This is a genomic window from Pseudomonas sp. FW305-28, assembly GCF_017351395.1.
In the GTDB taxonomy this organism is placed as follows: Bacteria; Pseudomonadota; Gammaproteobacteria; order Pseudomonadales; family Pseudomonadaceae; genus Aquipseudomonas; species Aquipseudomonas fluorescens_AA.
Window position 1 is genome coordinate 1 of sequence record NZ_JACNDD010000113.1, and the last position, 21,165, is coordinate 21,165.

Consider the following 21,165-nt stretch of genomic DNA (forward strand, 5'->3'; position numbering starts at 1 on the left):
TCGCGAGCAAGCTCGCTCCCACAGGGGAAACGCGGTTTCATCGAGAACAAAAACAAAAAAACGGCGCTTTCCATTTCTGGAAAAACGCCGTTTTCTATTACGCGACAGGGCTGGAACGATGGACGCTCAAGCGCCCGGACGCATTACACGTAAAACGATTTCAGCGGCGGAAAGCCGTTGAACTCCACCGCGCTATAGCTGGTGGTATAGGCCCCGGTCGACAACCAGTACAGGCGATCGCCAATGGCCAGGTTCAACGGCAGACCGTACTTGTAGTTTTCATACATGATGTCGGCGCTGTCGCAGGTCGGCCCGGCGATGACCACTTCTTCCATCTCGCCTTTCTTCTCGGTCCAGATCGGGAACTTGATGGCTTCGTCCATGGTTTCGATCAGGCCAGAGAACTTGCCCACATCCGTGTACACCCAACGCTCGACAGCGGTACGGGACTTACGCGCCACCAACACCACTTCGCTGACCAGGATACCGGCGTTGGCGATCAACGAACGGCCCGGCTCCAGGATGATTTCCGGCAGGTCGTCGCCGAAGTCTTCCTTGAGGAAGCGGATGATTTCCTCGGCGTAGGTGTCCAGGCTGTTGGTGCGGGTGATGTAGTTGGCCGGGAAGCCGCCACCCATGTTGATCAGCTTCAAGACGATGCCGTCTTCTTCCTTCAGACGCTCGAAGATCACCTTGACCTTGGCGATGGCCGCGTCCCAGACGCTGATGTCGCGCTGTTGCGAGCCGACGTGGAACGAAATGCCGTACGGCACCAGGCCCAGGTCGCGGGCCAGGATCAGCAGGTCCATGGCCATGTCGGTCTGGCAGCCGAACTTGCGCGACAACGGCCAGTCAGCGGTGGTCGAGCCTTCGGTGAGGATCCGCACATAAACCTTCGAACCCGGCGCGGCCTTGGCGATGTTGCGCAGGTCGGCTTCGGAGTCGGTGGCGTACAGGCGCACGCCCTTCTCGTAGAAGTAGCGAATGTCGCGGGATTTCTTGATGGTGTTGCCGTAGCTGATCTGGTCCGGGCCCACGCCACGGCTCATGACTTTATCCAGCTCGTAGATCGAGGCGATGTCGAAGTTCGAGCCTTTGTCCTTGAGCAGGTCGATGATTTCCACCGCCGGGTTGGCCTTGACGGCGTAGTAGACCTTGGCGAATTCGAAACCGGCGCGCAGGTCGTCATAGGCCTGGGAGATCATCGCGGTGTCGATCACCACGAACGGGGTTTCCTGCTTGTCGGCGAACGCTTTCATTTTCTGGAAAGTTTCGCGCGCGAAATAATCTTCGACCTGGATCGACATACTTGGGACTCCTACTGGCAAACATCAGGATCAATGGGTGTGAGGGCAAGCAGCCCTCGTGAACGTCCTCCGTATCCCCACTTTGGTTCGCCTACTTCCCAAGGCATGTCGCCGAAAGCAAAAAGGCCATGGGATACATGATTCCCTTGGCCTTGCTGTCTCGTCGTCAGTACTTGAGCCGGATGGATCGTTTCCAGCATGGACGTTCGGCGCGAACTTTAGGGCGTGAGGGGCCTGAGATCAACTAAAAATGTCGCGTTTTTGCACACATCCGTCGTGCGGCCCGCGACAGCTCATGATGTAACCGACCTGCGTGACAGATTGATGTTCCCGCTGGATGGATAATCGGGGCGTTTCGGGCAGAGACACCATTTTGGTGACCGCCCCGGAAACTGTGGGAGCCGAGCTTGCTCGCGATAGCGGCGGCACAGCCAGCACTACCGCCAACTGACCCACCGCTATCGCGAGCAAGCTCGGCTCCCACAGGGGTCGTTGGGGCGATCAGGCCTGCGCAATCTCCGCCGGCGAAACGATGCTGGTCTTGCCCCCACGGGATTTCCCGGAACTCAGGTACTCGGCAATCGATTCCTGGGTCACTTCCCCGAGGAACACCCGCTCGGCGTCCATCACCGGCAGCCACGAGCGGTTGAACTCGTACATGCGCGACAGCAGGATCCGCAGGTGTTCGTCGTAGGCCGCGGTGGCGTTGAATTCCCGCAGGTATTGTCCGCACGTGCCGGTCTGACGGTACAGGTCGCGCCGTCGCACATAGCCCAGGGCCTTGTTCTCGGCACAGGTCACCACCACGTAGCGACGGTCATGTTCGTCCATCAGCTCCAGCGCCTCATTCACCGGCGTTTCCGGGCTGACCGACGGTGCGTTGTCGGCGGCGTCTTCGGCCTTGACCAGCAACAGGCGCTTGAGCGTGCTGTCCTGGCCGACGAAACTGCTGACGAACTCGTCGGCCGGATGCGCCAGCAACGTGTCCGGGTGATCGCACTGGACCAGCTTGCCGGCGCGGAAGATCGCAATCTTGTCCCCCAGCTTGATCGCCTCGTCGATGTCATGGCTGACCATGATCACGGTCTTGTTCAACGCCCGTTGCATCTCGAAGAACTCGTTCTGGATCATCTCGCGGTTGATCGGGTCCACCGCGCCGAACGGTTCGTCCATCAGCAACAGCGGCGCATCGGCCGCCAGGGCCCGGATCACGCCGATCCGTTGCTGCTGGCCGCCCGACAGCTCGCGAGGGTAGCGATGCAGGTACTGCTTGGGCTCGAGCTTGATCATGCTCATCAGTTCGCGGGCACGGTCGTGGCATTTCTGCTTGTCCCAGCCCAGCAGGCGCGGGACCACGGTGATGTTTTCCTCGATGGTCATGTTCGGGAACAGGCCGATCTGCTGGATCACGTAGCCGATGTTGCGGCGCAAGGTCACTTCGTCCAGGTCGGTGGTGTCTTCGCCGTTGATCAATACCTTGCCCGAGGTGGGCGGGATCAGGCGATTGATCATCTTCAGCGTGGTGCTTTTGCCACAGCCCGACGGCCCGAGGAACACGCAGATCTCGCCTTCGTTGACGATCAGGTTCACCGAGTCGACGGCCTTGACGTCCTTGCCGTTGCTCTTGAAGGTTTTGCTGAGGTTTTGAAGTTCGATCATTTCAATAGTCCTTTTGGGGTCAGCGAGCGTTGCAGCCATTGCAGAAGCAGGTCGGCGAAGATGGCCAGGAGACTGACCAGCACGGCGCCGACGATCAGCATCGACATGTCGCTGCGGCTGATGGAAGCGAGGATGAGCACGCCCAGGCCACCGGCGCCGATGGTGGCGGCGATGGTCATGACGCCGATGTTCATGACCACGGCGGTGCGCACGCCGGCCAGGATCACCGGCACGGCGATGGGCAGTTCGACCATGCGCAGGCGCTGGGCGAAGGTCATGCCGATGCCGCGGGCGGCTTCACGGATGCCCGGTTCGACGCCGGTCAAGGCCAGGTAGGTGTTGCGCATGATCGGCAACAACGAATAGAGAAACACCGCGGTGATCGCCGGCATCGGCCCCAGGCCCTGGCCGAACTTGGAATAGAACGGCAACAACAGGCCGAACAGGGCAATCGACGGAATCGTCAGCAGCACCGTGGCGCTGGCCTGCAAGGGGCCGGCGAGCGCCGGGAAGCGGGTCATGAAGATGCCCAGGGGCACGCCGACGACAATCGCCAGGGTCACGGCGATGCCCACCAGGGTGATGTGCTGCCAGGTCAGGTGCAGCACCAGCGGCCAGTCCAGATGGGAAAAGGCGTCAAGAAAATCCATGGCTTTTCCTCCAGGTCATTGGGTTGAGAGCAGCGAATGTTGGCGCAGGAAATCGGCGGCAACGGCGGAGGGGCTTTCATGGTTGACGTCCACGCGGGCGTTGAGCTGGCGCATGGTTTCATCGTCGAACAACTCGGCCAGGGGCTTGAGTTGCGCGGCCAGTTGCGGGTGCGCGTCGAGGAACGCCTGGCGCACCACCGGCGCGGCGGTGTAGTCGGGGAAGTAATGCTTGTCGTCTTCCAGCAACTTCAGCTTGAACGCGTTCAGCCGGCCGTCGGTGGTGTAGACCAGGCCGGCGAACACCTGGCTGTTGCGCAGGGCGGTGTAGACCAGGCCCGCGTCCATCTGCCGGATATTCTTGCGGGTCAGGTTCATGCCGTACTGCTCCACCATGCCCGCCAGGCCGTCGGAACGGTTGGCGAACTCGGTGTCCAGGGCCACCAGATGATTGTCATCGGCTTCGGCTTGCAACACCGTGTTCAATTGGCTGATGGAATTGATCTGCGGATATTGCTGCGCGACTTTTTCCGGCAGCGCCAAGGCGTAGGTGTTGCTGAATTTCGACGGTGCCAGCCAGGCCAGGCCTTTTTTGGCGTCGAGTTCTTTCACCCGGGCGTAGGACTGGGCGCTGTCGAGTTTTTCCGTGACGTGGTTGTAGGCCACCAGCGACACGCCGGTGTATTCCCACAGCAGGTCCAGTTGCCCGGTTTCATGGGCGCTACGGGCCAGGTTGCTGCCCAGGCCGCCGGTGATCTGCGCGTCGTAGCCTTTGCTGCGCAGGTATTGCGCGGTGATTTCCGCCAGCAGTGTCTGCTCGGTGAACACCCGGGCGCCGAGGCGGATCAGCGGTTTTTCAGCGGCTTGGGCGAACCCTGCGAACAGCAGGACACAGCCCAGTATCAAGCTCAACTTCTTCATAAACGATTTCCTTTTTCCAGCCGGCTTATGACGGTCGCAGACCGCGTTCCAGCCAGAGGCGGCTGGCCAGTGTCACCAGGCCGTCGAGCAGCAGCGCCAGCAGGGCGGTGCAGGCTGCGCCGAGCAACAGCTGCGGCTGGTTGTTCAAGGCGATGCCGGGGAAGATCAGGCTGCCGAGGCTGTTGGCGCCGATCAGGAACGCCAGGGGCGCGGTGCCGACGTTGATCGCCAGGGCCACGCGCACGCCACCGACGATGATCGGCACGGCGTTGGGCAACTCGACTTTCCACAGCACCTGGCGTGGGGTCATGCCGATGCCGACGGCGGCTTCCTTGAGGGAACCCTGGACATTCTTCAGGCCTTCATAGGTGTTGCGCACGATGGGCAGCAGCGAGGCGAGGAACAGGGCGAAGATGGCAGGTCCGCTGCCGATGCCCAGGATGCCCAGGGCGATGGCCAGCACGGCCAGGGGCGGTACGGTATTGCCGATGTTGAACACTTGCATGAAGCGTTCGGCGCGCCCGACCAGGCCGGGGCGGCTGAGGGCGATGCCAGCGGGGATGCCGACAATGAGGGCCGCCAGCATGGAGGCCAATACAAGCATCAGGTGCGCTTGCAGGTAAAACAGCAGATCGTCGCGGTAGCGTTGGATCGTATCGATGCCGATCCAGTGGATCAACAGGGCCAGGAGCGCGACGACGACCGCACCCCCGATAAGCCCTTTGCCATAGCGGATAGCCACAGGCGGACTCCTTTGTCTTTCAGTCGGCGCACGCTTTCCCGGGCGGCAAACCATCACTGGTTGCCGGGAAAACGTTCGCGAGAAGCAGCTCTTTTCGAGGTCGGTAAACGGCCGTCGAAGTGAGCCATGAGCGCAGCCTCGTCAGGCTAACTTGCTGATTTTTCAGCCCCTGACGGTTGCTCGTATCAGGGGGGTGGACGCCTCCACGCGGCAAAAGGTTCCCATGCGAGGAATGATCTGGCCACCCTGGATGTGCTCAACGGTTCGGTTCCTGGCACAAGTTGAGCTATAATCGCCGCCCTTTTTTGAATCACCTGCCAGGCGATTTCCCATGACCAAACAGGCCGCCGAAGTCGCGAAACGCCGCACTTTCGCCATTATTTCCCACCCCGATGCCGGTAAGACCACCATCACCGAAAAGCTCTTGCTGATGGGCAAGGCGATTGCGGTCGCCGGCACGGTGAAGTCTCGCAAGTCCGATCGCCATGCCACCTCCGACTGGATGGAAATGGAAAAGCAGCGGGGCATCTCCATTACCACGTCGGTCATGCAGTTCCCGTATCGCGATCACATGATCAACCTGCTCGATACTCCGGGCCACGAAGACTTCTCCGAAGACACTTACCGCACCCTGACGGCAGTGGACTCGGCCTTGATGGTCCTCGACGGCGGTAAAGGCGTCGAACCACGGACCATCGCGCTGATGGACGTCTGCCGCCTGCGGGACACGCCGATCGTCAGTTTCATCAACAAACTCGACCGCGACATCCGCGACCCGATCGAACTGCTCGACGAGATCGAAGCGGTCCTGAAGATCAAGGCGGCGCCGATCACCTGGCCGATCGGTTGCTACCGCGACTTCAAGGGCGTGTACCACCTGGCCGACGACTACATCATCGTCTACACCGCCGGGCACGGGCACGAGCGCACCGAGGTGAAGATCATCGAGAAGCTCGACTCCGACGAGGCCCGCGCGCACTTGGGCGATGAATACGAGCGTTTCGTCGAGCAACTGGAGCTGGTGCAGGGCGCCTGCCACGAGTTCAACCAGCAGGAATTCCTCGACGGTCAACTGACCCCGGTGTTCTTCGGTACGGCCCTGGGCAACTTCGGCGTGGACCATGTGCTCGACGCCGTGGTGGACTGGGCCCCGCGCCCGCTGCCGCGCGCCGCCAACGAGCGCACCGTGGAGCCGGTGGAAGAGAAGTTCTCGGGCTTCGTGTTCAAGATCCAGGCGAACATGGACCCCAAGCACCGCGACCGTATCGCCTTCATGCGCATCTGCTCCGGCAAATACGACAAGGGCATGAAAATGCGCCACGTGCGCACTGGCAAAGACGTGCGCATCGGCGACGCCTTGACCTTCTTCTCCTCGGAACGCGAACAACTGGAAGAAGCCTTCGCCGGTGACATCATCGGCCTGCACAACCACGGCACCATCCAGATCGGCGACACCTTCACCGAAGGCGAAGCCCTGGGTTTCACCGGCATCCCGCACTTCGCCCCGGAACTGTTCCGCCGCGTACGCCTGAAGGACCCGCTCAAGTCCAAGCAACTGCGCCAGGGCCTGCAGCAATTGGCCGAAGAGGGCGCCACCCAGGTGTTCTTCCCGGAGCGCAGCAACGACATCATCCTCGGCGCCGTCGGTGTGCTGCAGTTCGATGTGGTCGCCAGCCGCTTGAAAGAGGAATACAAGGTTGAATGCTCCTACGAGCCAATCACCGTGTACTCCGCCCGTTGGGTCGAATGCGGCGACAAGAAAAAGCTCGAGGAATTCTCCAACAAGGCTGTGGAAAACCTCGCCTTGGATGGCGGCGGTCACCTGACCTACCTGGCCCCGACCCGGGTCAACCTGGCGCTGATGGAAGAGCGCTGGCCGGATGTGAAATTCCGCGCGACCCGTGAGCATCACTAAGCATCAAGAGTGACCCATTGTGGGAGCGAGCTTGCTCGCGATAGCAGTGGGTCAGCTTGCCTGGATGTGGGATGTGCTGCCGTCATCGCGAGCAAGCTCGCTCCCACATTGGTTTTGTGCCAATCCTCAATCTCTCGATCACTCATGACCCCCTGTGGGTGCGAGCTTGCTCGCGATAGCGGTGGGTCAGCTTGCCTGGATGTTGGATGTGTTGCCGTCATCGCGAGCAAGCTCGCTCCCACACTGGGTTTTGGCGGTTAGTTGGATTGGAGATAACCCTTATTCGAAACCAATCTGTCGAGCAGCGGCATTTCTGGCTGTTATGCAGCGTCCTATCTGGTGAACCGGCCTGTTCAGAACTAGATTTCTTGAGCGCCGTCAGGCCCCGGCTTCATCCGGAAAAGAAGGAGTTGGCTATGAACAAGCTGCTACGCATGATGTTTTTGCTGAAGGTGTTGGTGATGCTGTCCCTGGGCTCTACCGCCGTATGGGCCGAATGCGATGAGCATGAGCAGCACGCGTCGAATGGGCAAATGGCGCAAGGCGAGATGATGCTTGCCGCGACCACCACACAGGAGTCGGGTGATCAGGATGATGACTCGCCCATCGACCAGGATCCTGACGACGGCGGGGATAGTGGTGATGGTGGTGAGGGCGACGATGCCGACGAAGGCGATAGCCAGACGTAGAATCGAGGCCAATAAAAAACCCTCCTGCCCGACTGTTGCTTCGTCGGGCGGAGGGTTTTTCATGTACTCAGCCTGATGCATCACCCGTGGCGAGGGAGCTTGCTCCCGCTGGACTGCGCAGCAGGCCCAAAAGGAAGGTCCGCTTCGCGGCCCAGCGGGAGCAAGCTCCCTCGCCACACGTGCTCTATCTGCCTTTTGCCTTATGCCGCGCCTTCGAGGAACCGCTCGGCGTAGTGACAGGCCACCAGCCGGTTATCGAGCGGGCGAAGCGCCGGTTCTTCGGTCTTGCAACGTTCGGTGGCGTACGGGCAGCGCTTGTGGAAGGCGCAGCCGGACGGTGGGTTGAGCGGGTTGGGCAGCTCGCCGACGATCTTGATCTTCGGCTTGTTCGGGTCCGGGTGGATGGTCGGCGTGGCCGACAGCAGCGCCTGGGTGTACGGGTGCAGCGGGCGGCTGTAGATGGACTCGTTGGGGCCCATCTCCACCGGGCGACCGAGGTACATCACCATCACGTCGTCGGCCACGTGTTGCACCACCGCCAGGTTGTGGGAAATGAACACGTAGGCGGTGTTGAACTCCTGCTGCAAGTCCATGAACAGGTTGAGCACTTGGGCCTGGATCGATACGTCCAGCGCCGACGTCGGTTCGTCCGCCACCAGCACCTTGGGTTGCAGCATCATGGCACGGGCCAGGGCGATGCGCTGGCGCTGGCCGCCGGAAAACATGTGCGGGTAGCGCTGGTAATGCTCGGGACGCAAGCCCACCTGCTTCATCATCGCCTGGACTTTTTCCCGCCGTTCGGTGGCCGACAGGTTGGTGTTGATCAGCAACGGTTCGGCCAGCTGATCACCGATTTTCTGTCGCGGGTTGAGGGACGCATAGGGGCTCTGGAACACCATCTGCACGTCTTTGCGCAATTGCTTGCGTTCGGCCTTGTTGGCGCCGGTCACTTCCTGCCCGGCGATTTTCAAGGAGCCGGAGGACGGTTCTTCGATCAGCGTCAGGGCCCGGGCCAGGGTGGATTTGCCGCAACCGGATTCACCCACCACGGCCAGGGTCTTGCCGGCTTCCAGTTCGAACGACACACCGTTGAGGGCGCGCACGGTCGCATGGCCCTTGAACATGCCACGGGACACTTCGTAATGACGGGTCAGGTCACGGGCGGTAAGTACGACGGCCATCACGCCACCTCCTGGTTCAACGGGTAGAAGCAGCGGGCGAGGCTGTTGGATTTCGCATCGAGGGCCGGGCGTTGTTGCCGGCAGTTGTCCTGCACGTACGGGCAGCGCGGCGACAGCAGGCAGCCTTGCGGACGGTCGTAGCGGCCGGGCACGATGCCCGGCAGGGTCGCGAGGCGCTCGGCGCCCATGCTGTGCTCCGGAATCGCCGCCAGCAGCGCTTCGCTGTAGGGGTGGGCCGGAATGTCGAACAGTTGCGGCACCTGGCCCACTTCCACGGCCTGGCCGGCGTACATCACGCACACGCGCTGGGCGGTTTCAGCCACCACGGCCAGGTCATGGGTGATCAGCACCAGGCCCATGTCCTGTTCTTTTTGCAGGGCCAGCAGCAGGTCCATGATCTGGGCCTGGATGGTCACGTCGAGGGCGGTGGTCGGTTCGTCGGCGATCAGCAACTTCGGCTCGCCGGCAATGGCCATGGCAATCGCCACGCGCTGGCTCATGCCACCGGACAACTGATGGGGGTAGGCGTCCATGCGGCTGGCAGCGCCCGGGATCTCGACTTTTTCCAGCAGTTCGATGGCGCGCTTGCGGGCGGCCTTGCCGGACATCTTCAGGTGCAGGCGCAGCACTTCTTCGATCTGGAAACCCACGGTGTAGCTGGGGTTGAGCGCGGTCATCGGGTCCTGGAAGACCATCGCCAGGTCTTTGCCGACGATCTGCCGGCGCTGGCGGTTGCTCAGCTTGAGCATGTTCTTGCCGTCGAAGTTCAGCGCATCGGCGGTGACGATGCCGGGGTGCTCGATCAGGCCCATCAGCGCCATCATGGTCACGGATTTACCCGAGCCCGATTCGCCGACGATCGCCAGGACTTCGCCTTTTTCCACGCTCAGGTCCAGGCCATCGACCACCGGCACGGCGGTGGCGTCGCCGAAACGAACGTTGAGATTCTTGATTTCTAGCAGTGACATGGGAATCTCCTCAGGCGGCATTCTTGAGTTTCGGGTCCAGCGCATCGCGCAGACCGTCGCCCATCAGGTTGATTGCCAGCACGCTGAGCAAAATGGTCAAGCCAGGCAGGCTCACGACCCACCAGGCGCGTTCGATGTAGTCCCGGGCCGAGGCCAGCATGGTGCCCCACTCCGGGGTTGGCGGTTGCACGCCGAGGCCGAGGAAGCCCAGGGCGGCGGCGTCGAGGATGGCCGAGGAAAAGCTCAGCGTCGCCTGGACGATCAGCGGTGCCATGCAGTTGGGCAGCACGGTGATGAACATCAGGCGCGGCAGGCCGGCACCGGCCAGGCGGGCGGCGGTCACGTAGTCGCGGTTCAGTTCGCCCATCACGGCGGCGCGGGTCAGGCGCACGTAGGACGGCAGCGAGACGATGGCGATGGCGATCACGGTGTTGATCAGGCCTGGGCCGAGGATGGCGACAATCGCCACGGCCAGCAGCAGCGAAGGCAGGGCCAGCATGATGTCCATCAGGCGCATGATGGTCGGGCCGAGGATGCGCGGGAAGAACCCGGCGAACAGCCCCAGCAGGATGCCCGGGATCAGCGACATCACCACCGACGACAAACCGATCAGCAGCGACAGGCGCGAACCCTGGATCAGGCGTGACAGCAAATCGCGGCCCAGTTCGTCGGTGCCCAGCAGGAACTGGATCTGCCCGCCTTCAAGCCACGCCGGCGGCGTCAGCAGGAAGTCGCGGTACTGCTCGCTCGGGTCGTGAGGCGCGACCCACGGCGCGAAGAGCGCGCAGAACACCACCAGGATCATGAACAGCAGCCCGGCCACGGCGCCCTTGTTGCGGGAAAACGCGTGCCAGAATTCTTTGTACGGGGACGGGTACAGCAGGCTTTGATCGACTGCTACCGCGGTAGTTGGAGTACTCATGGTTTTGATCTCAGCGCTGGTGACGGATGCGTGGGTTGGCAAAGCCGTAGAGGATGTCCACGACGAAGTTGACCAGAATCACCAGGCAGGCGATTAACAGGATGCCGTTCTGCACCACGGGGTAGTCCCGGGCGCCGATGGCTTCGATCAGCCACTTGCCGATGCCCGGCCAGGAGAAGATCGTTTCGGTCAGGACCGCACCGGCCAGCAGCGTGCCGACTTGCAGGCCGACCACGGTCAGCACCGGGATCAGCGCGTTGCGCAGGCCATGCACGAACACCACGCGCGACGGCGACAGGCCCTTGGCCTTGGCGGTGCGGATGTAGTCTTCACGCAGCACTTCGAGCATCGAAGAGCGGGTCATGCGGGCTATCACCGCCAGCGGAATGGTGCCCAGCACGATGGCCGGCAGGATCAGGTGGTGCAGGGCATCGAGGAACGCGCCTGGCTCGTCGGCCAACAGCGTGTCGATCAGCATGAAGCCGGTTTTCGGCTCGATGTCGTAGAGCAGGTCGATCCGCCCCGACACCGGCGTCCAGCCCAGGGACACCGAGAAGAACATGATCAGGATCAGGCCCCACCAGAAGATCGGCATCGAATACCCCGCCAGGGAGATGCCCATCACCCCATGGTCGAACAGGGATCCTCGCTTGAGTGCCGCGATCACCCCGGCCAGCAGGCCCAGGATACCGGCGAACAACAGGGCGGCCATGGACAGTTCCAGGGTCGCGGGAAACAGGGAGCTGAACTCGGTCCATACGCTTTCACGGGTACGCAGCGATTCGCCGAGGTCGCCGTGGGCCAGTTTGCCGATGTAGTCCAGGTATTGGGCATACAGCGGTTTATTGAGGCCAAGGCGTTCCATTGCCTGTGCATGCATTTCGGGATCGACCCGACGTTCGCCCATCATCACTTCCACGGGGTCGCCGGGGATCATGCGAATCAACGCGAAGGTCAGCAAGGTGATGCCGAAGAACGTGGGGATCAATAATCCCAGTCGGCGGGCAATAAAACTAAACATCTTCAGGTGTACCTCATCAGCCGGTTAGGCGTGCCCGGCAATCCCTGGGTTAGGGTTGCCGGGCGTCTTCTTATCTACTTCACCTGGGTGGTGGCGAAGTTGTTGGTGGTGAGCGGGCTAATCACATAACCCTCTACGTTGTTGCGCATGGCCGTGAACATGCGGGTGTGGGCCATGCTGATCCAAGGCAGGTCCTGGTTGAAAAGCACCTGGGCCTGCTCATAGAGCTTGATACGCTCCTCGGGGTTCACTGTGGCGCGAGCCTGGTCGATCAGTGCCTGGAATTTCTCGTTGCACCAGCGCGCGTAGTTTTCGCCGTTCTTGGCCGCCTCGCAACTGAGCATAGGCGTCAGGAAGTTATCCGGGTCGCCGTTATCACCCGCCCATCCGGCGGAGACCATGTCGTGCTCGCCGTTTTTCGCGCGCTTGAGCATTTCGCCCCATTCCATCACGCGGATGTCGACCTTGATCCCGACCTTCGCCAGGTCCGCCTGCATCATCTGCGCGCCGAGCATCGGGTTGGGGTTGGTCGGGCCGCCGCCGTTGCGGGTGAACAGGGTGAACACGGTGCCTTCCGGCACGCCGGCTTCCTTGAGCAGCTCGCGGGCCTTGTCGAGGTTGCGGGGCGGGTTCTTCAGATCGTGGTTGAAGCCCAGCAAGGTTGGCGGGTACGGGTTGACCGCCACGGTGGCGTTACCCTTGCCGAACAGCGCGTTGACGTAGGCTTCCTTGTCGAAGGCCAGGTCGATGGCTTTGCGCACCCGCACGTCGCTCATGTATTTGTGGCTGGTGTTCAGGGCCGTGTAGGAAACCGTCATCGCGTCCAGTTCAGCGACCTTCAGGTTCGGGTCTTTCTTGATGCTGGGGATGTCATCGGGTTTGGGGTACAGCGCGATCTGGCACTCGTTGGTCTTGAGCTTCTGCATGCGCACGTTGTTGTCGGTGGCGATGGCCAATACCAGCGCATCGGCCGGTGGCTTGCCACGGAAGTAGTCCGGGTTGGCCTTGAAGCGAACCTGGGCGTCCTTGTTGTAGCGCTGGAAGACGAACGGCCCGGTGCCCACTGGTTTGCTGTTGAGATCGCCGGCCTTATTGGCCTTGAGCAACTGGTCGGCGTATTCGGCCGGGTAGATCGAGGAGAAGGCCATGGCGATGTCGGCCAGAAAGGGCGCTTCGCGGCGGGTCAGGCTGAACTTGACCGTGTGCTCGTCGACTTTCTCGACGCTTTTGAGCAGTTCCTTGAAGCCCATGCTTTCAAAGTAGGGGAAGCCCACGCTCGACAGTTTGTGCCATGGGTGGTTCGGGTCCAGCTGGCGCTGGAAACTCCAGACCACGTCGTCGGCGTTCATGTCGCGGGTCGGCTTGAAGTATTCGGTGGTGTGGAACTTGACGCCCTTGCGCAGGTGGAAGGTGTACGTCAGGCCATCGTCACTGATGTCCCAGGATTCGGCCAGGGCCGGAATCACCTCGGTGGTGCCGGGCTTGAAATCGGCCAGGCGATTGAAAATGGTTTCCGCCACGGCGTCGGCAGTGACTGCAGTCGTGTACTGGACCATGTCGAAGCCTTCCGGGCTGGCTTCTGTGCAAACCACCAGGGGTTTGGCGGTGGCGCCAACGGCGACGCTCAGCAATGCGGCGGCGATGGCGGCGCGTAGGGGAATCATGTTCATCGTCAATCCTCTGCAATCGGGTCAATGGCAAAAGACCAGGCGGACGACCTCGTGAGTCGACCGCCCGGTGGCAGTTTAGAGAATGTTGAACGGGATGGTGGTGACCAGGCGGAACTCGTTGAGGCTGCCGTCGGCCTGGTTTTCGCTGGCGCGGTGTGCGGTGTAGGTGGCACGGATCGCGGTGGCTTTCAGCGGGCCGCTCTGTACGGCATAGGACGCACCGACGCCGTATTCGTAGTGGTGCTCGCCGTCCATCGCCCGTACATCGCTGTAACCGGTGCTGTTGTAGTGCGTACCGTCGATACCCCAGCCGCGCGCCTGGTAGATGTTGAACTTCAGGCCTGGCACGCCGTATTCAGCCATGTTCAGGCCGTAGGCGATCTGGAAGGATTTCTCGTTCGGGCCGTTGAAGTCCGACAGCAGGGAGTTGGCCAGGTAGATGCCGTTGGTTTCGTGCAGGTAGTCGAAGTACTCGTTACCGTTCACCTCCTGGTACGAGAACGTCAGGCTGTGGGCCTGATGCGTCAGGCCGAACGACAGGGAGTAGGTGTCGTTGTCGATTTCGCCCAGCTTGCTTTTGCCCGAGTCCACGGTCTTGTAGTAGTTCAGGCCGGTGGTCAGGCTCAGCACCGAGCTGTCGCCCAGCTCATGGGTGGCGCCGAAGTAGTACTGGTTCCACATGTCCTCGGCCTGGGTCGCCCAGAGGCTGGTCTTCAGGCTGGCCAGTGGCTGGTAAGTGATACCGGCAGTGTTGACGTGATCGGTCTCGACGCTGCTGTCACCGTACTCGGAGCGGAACTTGCGCAGGCTCTCTTCGGTACGCGGCGAGTTGCGGTCGAAGGTGGCGATGTCGAAGCCCAGGTTTTCGAATTCTTCGCTGTGCAGGCTCACACCCTGGAAGCTGGAGGGCAGGGCACGGTTGCCGATGACGTCGACCATCGGGCTGCTGAAGTTCTGGCGGCCGGCGGTCAGGGTGGTGTTGGAAACGCGGGCCTTGACGTTCGCCAGGCCCAGCTTGCTCCACTGGCCCACGGCGTCGCCGCCTTCGCGGGTCAGGGTACGGTTGTTGCCGGCGCCAGGACGGGTGGTCGGCGCGCCGCCGTTGTTGGATGCCAGGTCCTTGCGGTCCTGGTCCAGGGCGATGGCGTTGTAGGCGGCCAGTTCAGTGCTGAAGCCCACGGTGCCTTCGGTGAAGCCCGAGTTGTACTTGATGATGGTGCCTTGCAGCCAGTTGATCCGGCGGTCGGTCTCGCGTGCTTCACCGTTCTTGCGATAGGTGAGTTTCGTGCCGCGCTTGAATTGCTCGTTGGCGTACCAGTTGCGCGTGGTGCCCGTGATGGACTGGCCGTCGATGAAACCCTTGGCTTCGCTTTGCTCGCTGGTGGTCTTGAGGGTCACCGGGGTGACCGCCTGGCTCTGGGATTCTGCAAACGCTGTTGCGCTGATGCTGCTGATGGCCAAGGCCAGTATCGCTGTGTTGCTCAGTTTCATCGGTAACGCTCCTTTTCTTTCTTTTTCATGCCGTTCTTTTTTGGTGATACGGCTATCGGTTTTACAACTCATTCACAGCTTGCAAACGTTTGCCTGGTGCCCGATTGGCGAATTACGGCAAGACGTCGGCGTGGGGCTTCCATAGGAAGCCCGCGCTGTGTGGCTAACGGTTATGGGTTCAGGCTGACGCCCGAAAAGACATTGCGACCGAAGGGGCTGACTTTGAACCCTTCGACTTTGGCACTCAGCGGCTGGTTGACCGTCGAGTGGGCAACAGGGGTGATCGGCACTTGCTGCTTGAGCAACTGCTGGGCCTGTTTGTAGAGCACGGTGCGCTGGTCGCGGTCGGTGACGACCTTGGCCTGCTTGATCAGCTTGTCGTAGTCCTGGTCGCACCACATGGAGTAGTTGTTGCCACCAATGGCGTCGCAGCTGTACAGCGTGCCGAGCCAGTTGTCCGGGTCCCCGTTGTCACCGGTCCAACCGATCAGGCTGACGTCGTGCTCGCCGTTCTTGGTGCGCTTGATGTACTCGCCCCATTCGTAGCTGACGATCTTCACTTTCAAGCCGATCTTCGCCCAGTCGGCCTGGAGCATCTCGGCCATCAGCTTGGCGTTGGGGTTGTACGGACGTTGCACGGGCATGGCCCAGAGGGTGATTTCGGTGCCTTCCTTGACCCCGGCGGCCTTGAGCAACTCCTTGGCTTTTTCCGGGTTGTAGGCGACGTCCTTGATGGTGTCGTCGTAGGACCACTGCGTCGGTGGCATGGCGTTGACCGCCAGTTGTCCCGCGCCCTGGTACACCGCATTGAGAATGCCTTGCTTGTTCACCGCCATGTCCAGCGCACGGCGCACTTCGACCTGGTCGAACGGCTTGTGGCGGGTGTTGTAGGCGATGTAGCCGAGGTTGAAGCCCGGTTTTTCGATCAGTTGCAGCTTGGGGTCGTTCTTCAAGGCCGGTACGTCGGCGGGACGTGGATGCAGGGTGACCTGGCACTCGTTGGCCTTGAGCTTCTGCACCCGTACCGAGGCATCGGTGTTGATGGAGAAGATCAGGTTGTTCAGCTTGACCCGCTCCGGCGCCCAGTACTGCTGGTTGGCGACGTAGCGGATGTTGGAGTCTTTCTGGTAGCTCTTGAACTCGAACGGCCCGGTGCCGATCGGCTTCTGGTTGATGTCGCTCGGCTTGCCGCTCTTGAGTAACTGGTCGGCGTATTCGGCCGACAGGATCGCGGCGAAGCTCATGGCGATGTTCTGGATGAACGCGGCGTCCACGCTGTTGAGGGTCATGACCACGGTCAATGGCCCGGTCGCTTCCACCTTGGCGATGTTCTTGTTCAGGCTCATGCCGTTGAAGTAGGGGAACTCGGTGGGGTAGGCCTTGCGGAACGGATGCTGCGGATCAAGCATGCGGTTGAAGGTGAACAGTACGTCGTCGGCGTTGAAATCCCGGGTCGGCGTGAAGTAGTCGGTGGTGTGAAATTTCACCCCTTCGCGCAGGTGGAAGGTGTACTTCAAACCGTCTTCGGAAATGTCCCAGCGGGTTGCCAGGCCTGGGACGACGTTGGTCGCGCCTTTTTCGAACTCGGCCAGGCGGTTGTACAGCGGTTCGGCGGCATCGTTGTCGGTGGCCGTAGTGTATTGCGCGGTGTCGAAACCGGCGGGGCTGCCTTCGGAACAGAACACCAGGCTACCGCCGGCGGCCTGGGCCGCGGATGTCGCGGCCAGCAGGCCGGTGCCCAGCAATGCGGATAAAACCAAGGTATGGCGCATGACGCTCCCTCTCTCGTTCGGGGTGTTTTAACAGTGAACCGGCGTCCTTCCGGGGACAGGTCGGGGCACTGAGTTCATTCCATTGCGTAGCGATGCCGCAGGGTTGGCAAGTCGTCCAAGTGCCGACGGTATGAGCCGTGGGCCGGGCGGTAAATGCGTAATGCCTGAAAGACTTGTGGGAAAAGGCAATACATCCCAAACCAACTGCTGTGGTACGCAGTGCTTTTGGATGTAGGCGTTTTCCTAGGTCTTGGCGTAAAGCAACGGTATGCCGTGGGAGCGAACCCTGCTCGCGATGGCGTTGCTTACCGCTCCGCCATCACGCTCAAAAGAGGGGCCGCGACGCCCGAAGCGTCGGACCGGCCCAGCGGGAGCAAGCTCCCTCGCCACAGGTCACCTTAGTTGCTGACGCTGACGCCGTAGAAGGAGTTCAAGCCAAAGGGGCTGATCTTGAAGTCCTGCACGTTGGCGCGCATGGGTTGGAACACCGTCGAGTGAGCGATGGGTGTCATCGGAACAGCATCTTTGAGGATGTGCTGCGCCTGTTTGTACAGCTCGGTGCGCTTGGATTGATCCGAAGTGCGCTTGGCTTGCTTGACGATGTCGTCAAACTTCTTGTCGCACCATTTCGAGAAGTTGTTGCCTTGCAGCGAGTCGCAGCCAAACAACACGTTGAGCCAGTTGTCCGGGTCACCGTTGTCGCCGCTCCAGCCGATCAGCATGGCGCCGTTTTCACCACCTTTGGAACGCTTGATGTACTCGCCCCACTCGTAAGTGACGATCTTGGCCTTGATCCCGATCTTGGCCCAGTCCGATTGCAGCATTTCGGCCATCAGCTTGGCGTTCGGGTTGTAGGGACGCTGGACCGGCATGGCCCACAAGGTGATCTCGGTGCCTTCCTTGATCCCGGCTTCCTTGAGCAGTTCCTTGGCTTTCTCCGGGTTGTACGCCGCGTCCTTGATGGTGGTGTCGTAGGACCATTGGGTCGGCGGCATGGCATTGACGGCCAGCTGGCCGGCGCCCTGGTACACCGAGTCGATGATCTGCTGCTTGTTGACGGCCATGTCCAGTGCCTGGCGCACTTTCAGCTGGGCCATCGGGTTGGGCTGGTCGCTGCCCTTGATCTTGTCCATGACGTTGTAGGCGATGTAGCCCAGGTTGAAGCCCGGTTGGTCCGGCATCTTCAGGTTCTTGTCTTCCTTGATCGCCTTGAGGTCGGCCGGACGTGGGAAGAGCGTGACCTGGCATTCATTCTTTTTCAGCTTCTGGATACGCACCGACGGGTCGGTGGTGATGGCGAAGATCAGGTTGTCGATCTTCACGTCTTCCGGAAGCCAGTATTCCTTGTTGCCGGTGAAGCGGATGTTCGAGTCTTTCTGGTAGCTCTTGAACACGAACGGGCCGGTGCCGATCGGCTTCTGGTTGATGTCGGAAGGCTTGCCTTCCTTGAGCAACTGGGCGGCGTACTCGGCGGACTGGATGGAGGCGAAGTGCATGGCCATGTTCTGGATGAACGCGGCGTCTACGGCGTTGAGGGTGAACTTGACGGTCTTGTCGTCGAGCTTCTCGACCTTGGCAATGTTGGTGTCCATGCCCATGTCGGTGAAGTACGGGAATTCGGTCGGGTACGCCTTACGGAACGGGTCATCCTTGCTGATCATGCGATTGAAGGTGAACAGCACGTCGTCGGCGTTGAACTCGCGGGTCGGCTTGAAGTACGGAGTGGTGTGGAACTTGACGCCTTCACGCAGGTGGAAGGTATAGGTCAGGCCGTCTTCGGAAATATCCCACTTGGTCGCCAGGCCAGGAATCACGGCGGTACCGCCGCGTTCAAACTGGGTCAGCCGGTTGAATACGGTCTCTGCAGAGGCGTCGAAGTCGGTTCCGGTGGTGTACTGACCCGGGTCAAAACCGGCCGGGCTCCCTTCGGAGCAGAACACCAGGTTAGTCGCGGCTTGGGCGAAAGGTGCGCTGGCTAATAAGCTTGCACCGACTAAAAACGGAATGACCGCTTGTTTAAGCATGTTGGCCTCATGATTTGTTGTCATTTTTGGATTTGAGGGCGACCTCGTGAGTCGTCCTGCGGATACTTATGCAGGCCCCATACCCAATGCAAGATCCAGAGCGGTTGCAAGTCTGAAACAGTGGCACGAACGTACCTTAATGTCGCATTCGTGTAACTTCTGACGCAGTTGACCGTTTGCGGGTGTTTTTTTGACGCCAAAAGCGCCCCTTGCCGGTGCGTCGCGCGGCCGTGACGCACCGGTTTGGCTCGGGTGTTACTTCGTCAAACCCACGCCGTAGAAGGGTGTCAGTCCGAATGGACTGAGTTTGAAATCCACCACTTTCCTGTTTATTGGCTGGAAGACCGTGGAGTTGGCGATCGGGGTGATCGGCACCTGTTGCTTGAGGATTTTCTGCGCTTGCTGGTACAAATCGATCCGTTTCTGGCGGTCGGTGGACACCTTGGCCTGCTGGATCAAGCGGTCGTAGGCCGGGTCGCACCACTTGGCGTAGTTGCTGCCCTTGACCGCCGCGCAGCTGTATAGCACCCCCAGCCAGTTGTCGGGGTCGCCGTTATCGCCGGTCCAGCCGTAGATCATTGCGTCATGTTCGCCATTTTTTGCACGCTTGATGTACTCGCCCCATTCATAACTGACGATGTTGGCCTTGATGCCGATCTTGGCCCAATCCTGCTGGATCATCTGTGCCGACATTCGCGCATTGGGGTTGGACGCGCGTTGCACCGTCATCGCCCATAAATTGAGGGTGGTACCCGGCGCAACCCCGGCTTCCTTGAGTAGCGCCTTGGCCTTGGTCACGTCGTGGGGCGCGTCCTGGATGCTCGGGTCGAACGACCACTGGGCCGGTGGCAAGGCGTTCTGCGCCAGTTGGCCGGCGCTCTGGTACACGGCCTTGATGATCGCCGGCTTGTCGATGGCCATGTCCAGCGCCTGGCGGACCTTGAGCTGGTCCAGGGGCGGGTGTGTCACGTTGTAGGCCAGGAAACCCAGGTTGAAACCCGGCTGCTTGAGCACTTGCAGGTTCGGATCCTGTTCGATCACCTCGATGTCGGCCGGGCGTGGGTAGCCACTGACCTGGCATTCACCGCGCTTGAGCTTTTGCAGGCGCACGGCGGCGTCCGGGGTGATGGAGAAAATCAGGTTGTCGAGTTTCACGTCCTCGGGTTTCCAGTACGCCGTGTTGGCGGCGTAGCGGATCTGCGAGTCCTTCTGGTAGCGCTTGAACACGAACGGCCCGGTGCCAACGGGTTTCTGGTTGAGGTCGCCGGCCTTGCCTTCCTTCAACAACTGCGCTGCGTATTCGGCGGACTGCACGGAGGCGAAACTCATCGCCAGGTTCTGCACGAAGGCGGCGTCGACGTTGTTCAGGTTGAAGCGCACGGTGTGTTCGTCGACTTTTTCGACGCTTTTGATCGTGGTGTTCAAGCCCATGTCGGTGAAGTACGGCGATTCGGTGGGGTAGGCCTGGCGGAACGGGTGCTGTGGGTCGAGCAGGCGCTGGAAGGTGAACAGCACGTCGTCGGCGTTGAAGTCGCGGGTGGGGGTGAAGTAGTCGGTGGTGTGGAATTTCACGCCGTTGCGCAGGTGGAAGGTGTAGGCCAGGCCATCGGCGGATACGTCCCAGTTTGTGGCTAGTCCGGGTTCGACCTCGGTGCCGCCGCGCTTGAACTGGGTGAGGCGGTTGAAGACGGTTTCGGCCGAGGCGTCGAAGTCGGTGCCGCTGGTGTATTGGCTGGGGTCGAACCCGGCGGGGCTGGCTTCGGAGCAGTAGACCAGGGTGGTGGCGGCTTGGGCCATTGGGGCGCTGCTGATCAGGGCCAGGGTGAGCAGGAGGGGCTTGAAGGTGGTTCTGTCCATGAAATCCCTTGGGGGGTGGTGAGGTTTTCAGGAGAGTAGCGTTGCGGGTGGGGGTGTTGGAAATATCGAAAAGTGAGGGGGACCGTTGGGTTTGGGTATAGCGCTTTTGGACGAGGCGGCCTGATAGCCTGCCTGGTTCTCACGGTCATACACCCGTCAGATCTGTGGGAGCAAAGCTTGCTCGCGATGGCGGCCTGACAGCCGGCCAGGATTTTGTTGACCGCGTACATATCCATTGCTGCGGTAACGGCTACTTAGGGTTCCGCTCTTACAGCGGCTCACTTTTGAGAAGCGCAAAAGTAAGCAAAACGCTTTTTGCCCCACCACTCGGCACCTCGCCTAGGCTCGGTGTGCCCTCACTCCGGCATTGCTCCGTGGG

The 21,165-nt window shown here is 61.1% G+C and carries 16 protein-coding genes; 2 read left to right on the forward strand and 14 right to left on the reverse strand.

Features of this window, described 5'->3' with window-relative positions:
- Positions 1–143: 143 nt before the first annotated feature.
- From J4E53_RS22350 to J4E53_RS22370, 5 genes are all read right to left on the reverse strand, one after another.
- Entirely contained in the window at positions 144–1,307 is a 1,164-nt protein-coding gene (locus tag J4E53_RS22350; RefSeq protein ID WP_060739200.1) for a type III PLP-dependent enzyme, read from the reverse strand.
- Between the two features lie 501 nt (positions 1,308–1,808).
- Positions 1,809–2,966 carry a betaine/proline/choline family ABC transporter ATP-binding protein gene (locus J4E53_RS22355; RefSeq protein WP_060739199.1) on the reverse strand — a complete coding sequence of 386 codons (1,158 nt, stop codon included), beginning with the start codon at positions 2,964–2,966 and terminating at the stop codon, positions 1,809–1,811.
- Positions 2,963–3,616, reverse strand: coding sequence for an ABC transporter permease (locus J4E53_RS22360; protein ID WP_060739198.1), 654 nt, complete (start codon positions 3,614–3,616; stop codon positions 2,963–2,965). The genes J4E53_RS22355 and J4E53_RS22360 overlap by 4 nt, the downstream gene beginning before the upstream one ends.
- A 15-nt stretch (positions 3,617–3,631) precedes the next feature.
- On the reverse strand, positions 3,632–4,534 hold the full coding sequence (locus tag J4E53_RS22365; protein ID WP_092328502.1) for a glycine betaine ABC transporter substrate-binding protein: 903 nt from the start codon (positions 4,532–4,534) through the stop codon (positions 3,632–3,634).
- Between the two features lie 25 nt (positions 4,535–4,559).
- On the reverse strand, positions 4,560–5,276 hold the full coding sequence (locus J4E53_RS22370; protein WP_060739196.1) for an ABC transporter permease: 717 nt from the start codon (positions 5,274–5,276) through the stop codon (positions 4,560–4,562).
- A gap of 331 nt (positions 5,277–5,607) precedes the next feature.
- On the opposite strand from J4E53_RS22370, the gene J4E53_RS22375 reads away from it, so the two are divergent.
- Both J4E53_RS22375 and J4E53_RS22380 read left to right on the forward strand, forming a co-directional pair.
- Positions 5,608–7,191 (forward strand): peptide chain release factor 3, encoded by a 1,584-nt coding sequence (locus J4E53_RS22375; protein WP_103311193.1) that lies wholly within the window; start codon positions 5,608–5,610, stop codon positions 7,189–7,191.
- 416 nt (positions 7,192–7,607) lie between these two features.
- A complete protein-coding gene (locus tag J4E53_RS22380) occupies positions 7,608–7,880 on the forward strand; it encodes a hypothetical protein (RefSeq protein WP_060739194.1) in 273 nt (90 codons plus the stop codon).
- A gap of 200 nt (positions 7,881–8,080) precedes the next feature.
- Here J4E53_RS22380 and J4E53_RS22385 read toward each other — a convergent pair whose 3' ends face one another.
- From J4E53_RS22385 to J4E53_RS22425, 9 genes are all read right to left on the reverse strand, one after another.
- Positions 8,081–9,061 carry a peptide ABC transporter ATP-binding protein gene (locus tag J4E53_RS22385; protein WP_060739193.1) on the reverse strand — a complete coding sequence of 327 codons (981 nt, stop codon included), beginning with the start codon at positions 9,059–9,061 and terminating at the stop codon, positions 8,081–8,083.
- Complete coding sequence (locus J4E53_RS22390) at positions 9,061–10,029, reverse strand: ABC transporter ATP-binding protein (RefSeq protein ID WP_060739192.1); 969 nt, start codon at positions 10,027–10,029, stop codon at positions 9,061–9,063. The genes J4E53_RS22385 and J4E53_RS22390 overlap by 1 nt, the downstream gene beginning before the upstream one ends.
- 10 nt (positions 10,030–10,039) lie before the next feature.
- Positions 10,040–10,951 carry an ABC transporter permease subunit gene (locus J4E53_RS22395; RefSeq protein WP_060739191.1) on the reverse strand — a complete coding sequence of 304 codons (912 nt, stop codon included), beginning with the start codon at positions 10,949–10,951 and terminating at the stop codon, positions 10,040–10,042.
- Between the two features lie 10 nt (positions 10,952–10,961).
- Complete coding sequence (locus tag J4E53_RS22400) at positions 10,962–11,972, reverse strand: ABC transporter permease subunit (protein WP_030139822.1); 1,011 nt, start codon at positions 11,970–11,972, stop codon at positions 10,962–10,964.
- A 74-nt stretch (positions 11,973–12,046) separates the two neighbouring features.
- Positions 12,047–13,642, reverse strand: a complete 1,596-nt coding sequence (locus J4E53_RS22405) for an ABC transporter substrate-binding protein (RefSeq protein ID WP_060739190.1) — start codon at positions 13,640–13,642, stop codon at positions 12,047–12,049.
- Between the two features lie 75 nt (positions 13,643–13,717).
- Positions 13,718–15,133 carry an OprD family porin gene (locus J4E53_RS22410; RefSeq protein ID WP_060739189.1) on the reverse strand — a complete coding sequence of 472 codons (1,416 nt, stop codon included), beginning with the start codon at positions 15,131–15,133 and terminating at the stop codon, positions 13,718–13,720.
- A gap of 170 nt (positions 15,134–15,303) precedes the next feature.
- On the reverse strand, positions 15,304–16,905 hold the full coding sequence (locus tag J4E53_RS22415; RefSeq protein WP_060739188.1) for an ABC transporter substrate-binding protein: 1,602 nt from the start codon (positions 16,903–16,905) through the stop codon (positions 15,304–15,306).
- Between the two features lie 398 nt (positions 16,906–17,303).
- Complete coding sequence (locus tag J4E53_RS22420; protein WP_060739187.1) at positions 17,304–18,929, reverse strand: ABC transporter substrate-binding protein; 1,626 nt, start codon at positions 18,927–18,929, stop codon at positions 17,304–17,306.
- A gap of 255 nt (positions 18,930–19,184) precedes the next feature.
- The gene (locus tag J4E53_RS22425) at positions 19,185–20,786 is read right to left on the reverse strand and encodes an ABC transporter substrate-binding protein (protein WP_060739186.1); all 1,602 of its coding nucleotides are present in this window, start codon (positions 20,784–20,786) and stop codon (positions 19,185–19,187) included.
- Positions 20,787–21,165 lie beyond the last annotated feature (379 nt).

Coding starts and splice junctions, on each gene's coding strand:
- J4E53_RS22350 (WP_060739200.1), bottom strand. CDS start 1,307: ATGTCGATCCAGGTCGAAGATTATTTCGCGCGCGAAACTTTCCAGAAA.
- J4E53_RS22355 (WP_060739199.1), bottom strand. CDS start 2,966: ATGATCGAACTTCAAAACCTCAGCAAAACCTTCAAGAGCAACGGCAAG.
- J4E53_RS22360 (WP_060739198.1), bottom strand. CDS start 3,616: ATGGATTTTCTTGACGCCTTTTCCCATCTGGACTGGCCGCTGGTGCTG.
- J4E53_RS22365 (WP_092328502.1), bottom strand. CDS start 4,534: ATGAAGAAGTTGAGCTTGATACTGGGCTGTGTCCTGCTGTTCGCAGGG.
- J4E53_RS22375 (WP_103311193.1), top strand. CDS start 5,608: ATGACCAAACAGGCCGCCGAAGTCGCGAAACGCCGCACTTTCGCCATT.
- J4E53_RS22380 (WP_060739194.1), top strand. CDS start 7,608: ATGAACAAGCTGCTACGCATGATGTTTTTGCTGAAGGTGTTGGTGATG.
- J4E53_RS22385 (WP_060739193.1), bottom strand. CDS start 9,061: ATGGCCGTCGTACTTACCGCCCGTGACCTGACCCGTCATTACGAAGTG.
- J4E53_RS22390 (WP_060739192.1), bottom strand. CDS start 10,029: ATGTCACTGCTAGAAATCAAGAATCTCAACGTTCGTTTCGGCGACGCC.
- J4E53_RS22395 (WP_060739191.1), bottom strand. CDS start 10,951: ATGAGTACTCCAACTACCGCGGTAGCAGTCGATCAAAGCCTGCTGTAC.
- J4E53_RS22400 (WP_030139822.1), bottom strand. CDS start 11,972: ATGTTTAGTTTTATTGCCCGCCGACTGGGATTATTGATCCCCACGTTC.
- J4E53_RS22405 (WP_060739190.1), bottom strand. CDS start 13,642: ATGAACATGATTCCCCTACGCGCCGCCATCGCCGCCGCATTGCTGAGC.
- J4E53_RS22410 (WP_060739189.1), bottom strand. CDS start 15,133: ATGAAACTGAGCAACACAGCGATACTGGCCTTGGCCATCAGCAGCATC.
- J4E53_RS22415 (WP_060739188.1), bottom strand. CDS start 16,905: ATGCGCCATACCTTGGTTTTATCCGCATTGCTGGGCACCGGCCTGCTG.
- J4E53_RS22420 (WP_060739187.1), bottom strand. CDS start 18,929: ATGCTTAAACAAGCGGTCATTCCGTTTTTAGTCGGTGCAAGCTTATTA.
- J4E53_RS22425 (WP_060739186.1), bottom strand. CDS start 20,786: ATGGACAGAACCACCTTCAAGCCCCTCCTGCTCACCCTGGCCCTGATC.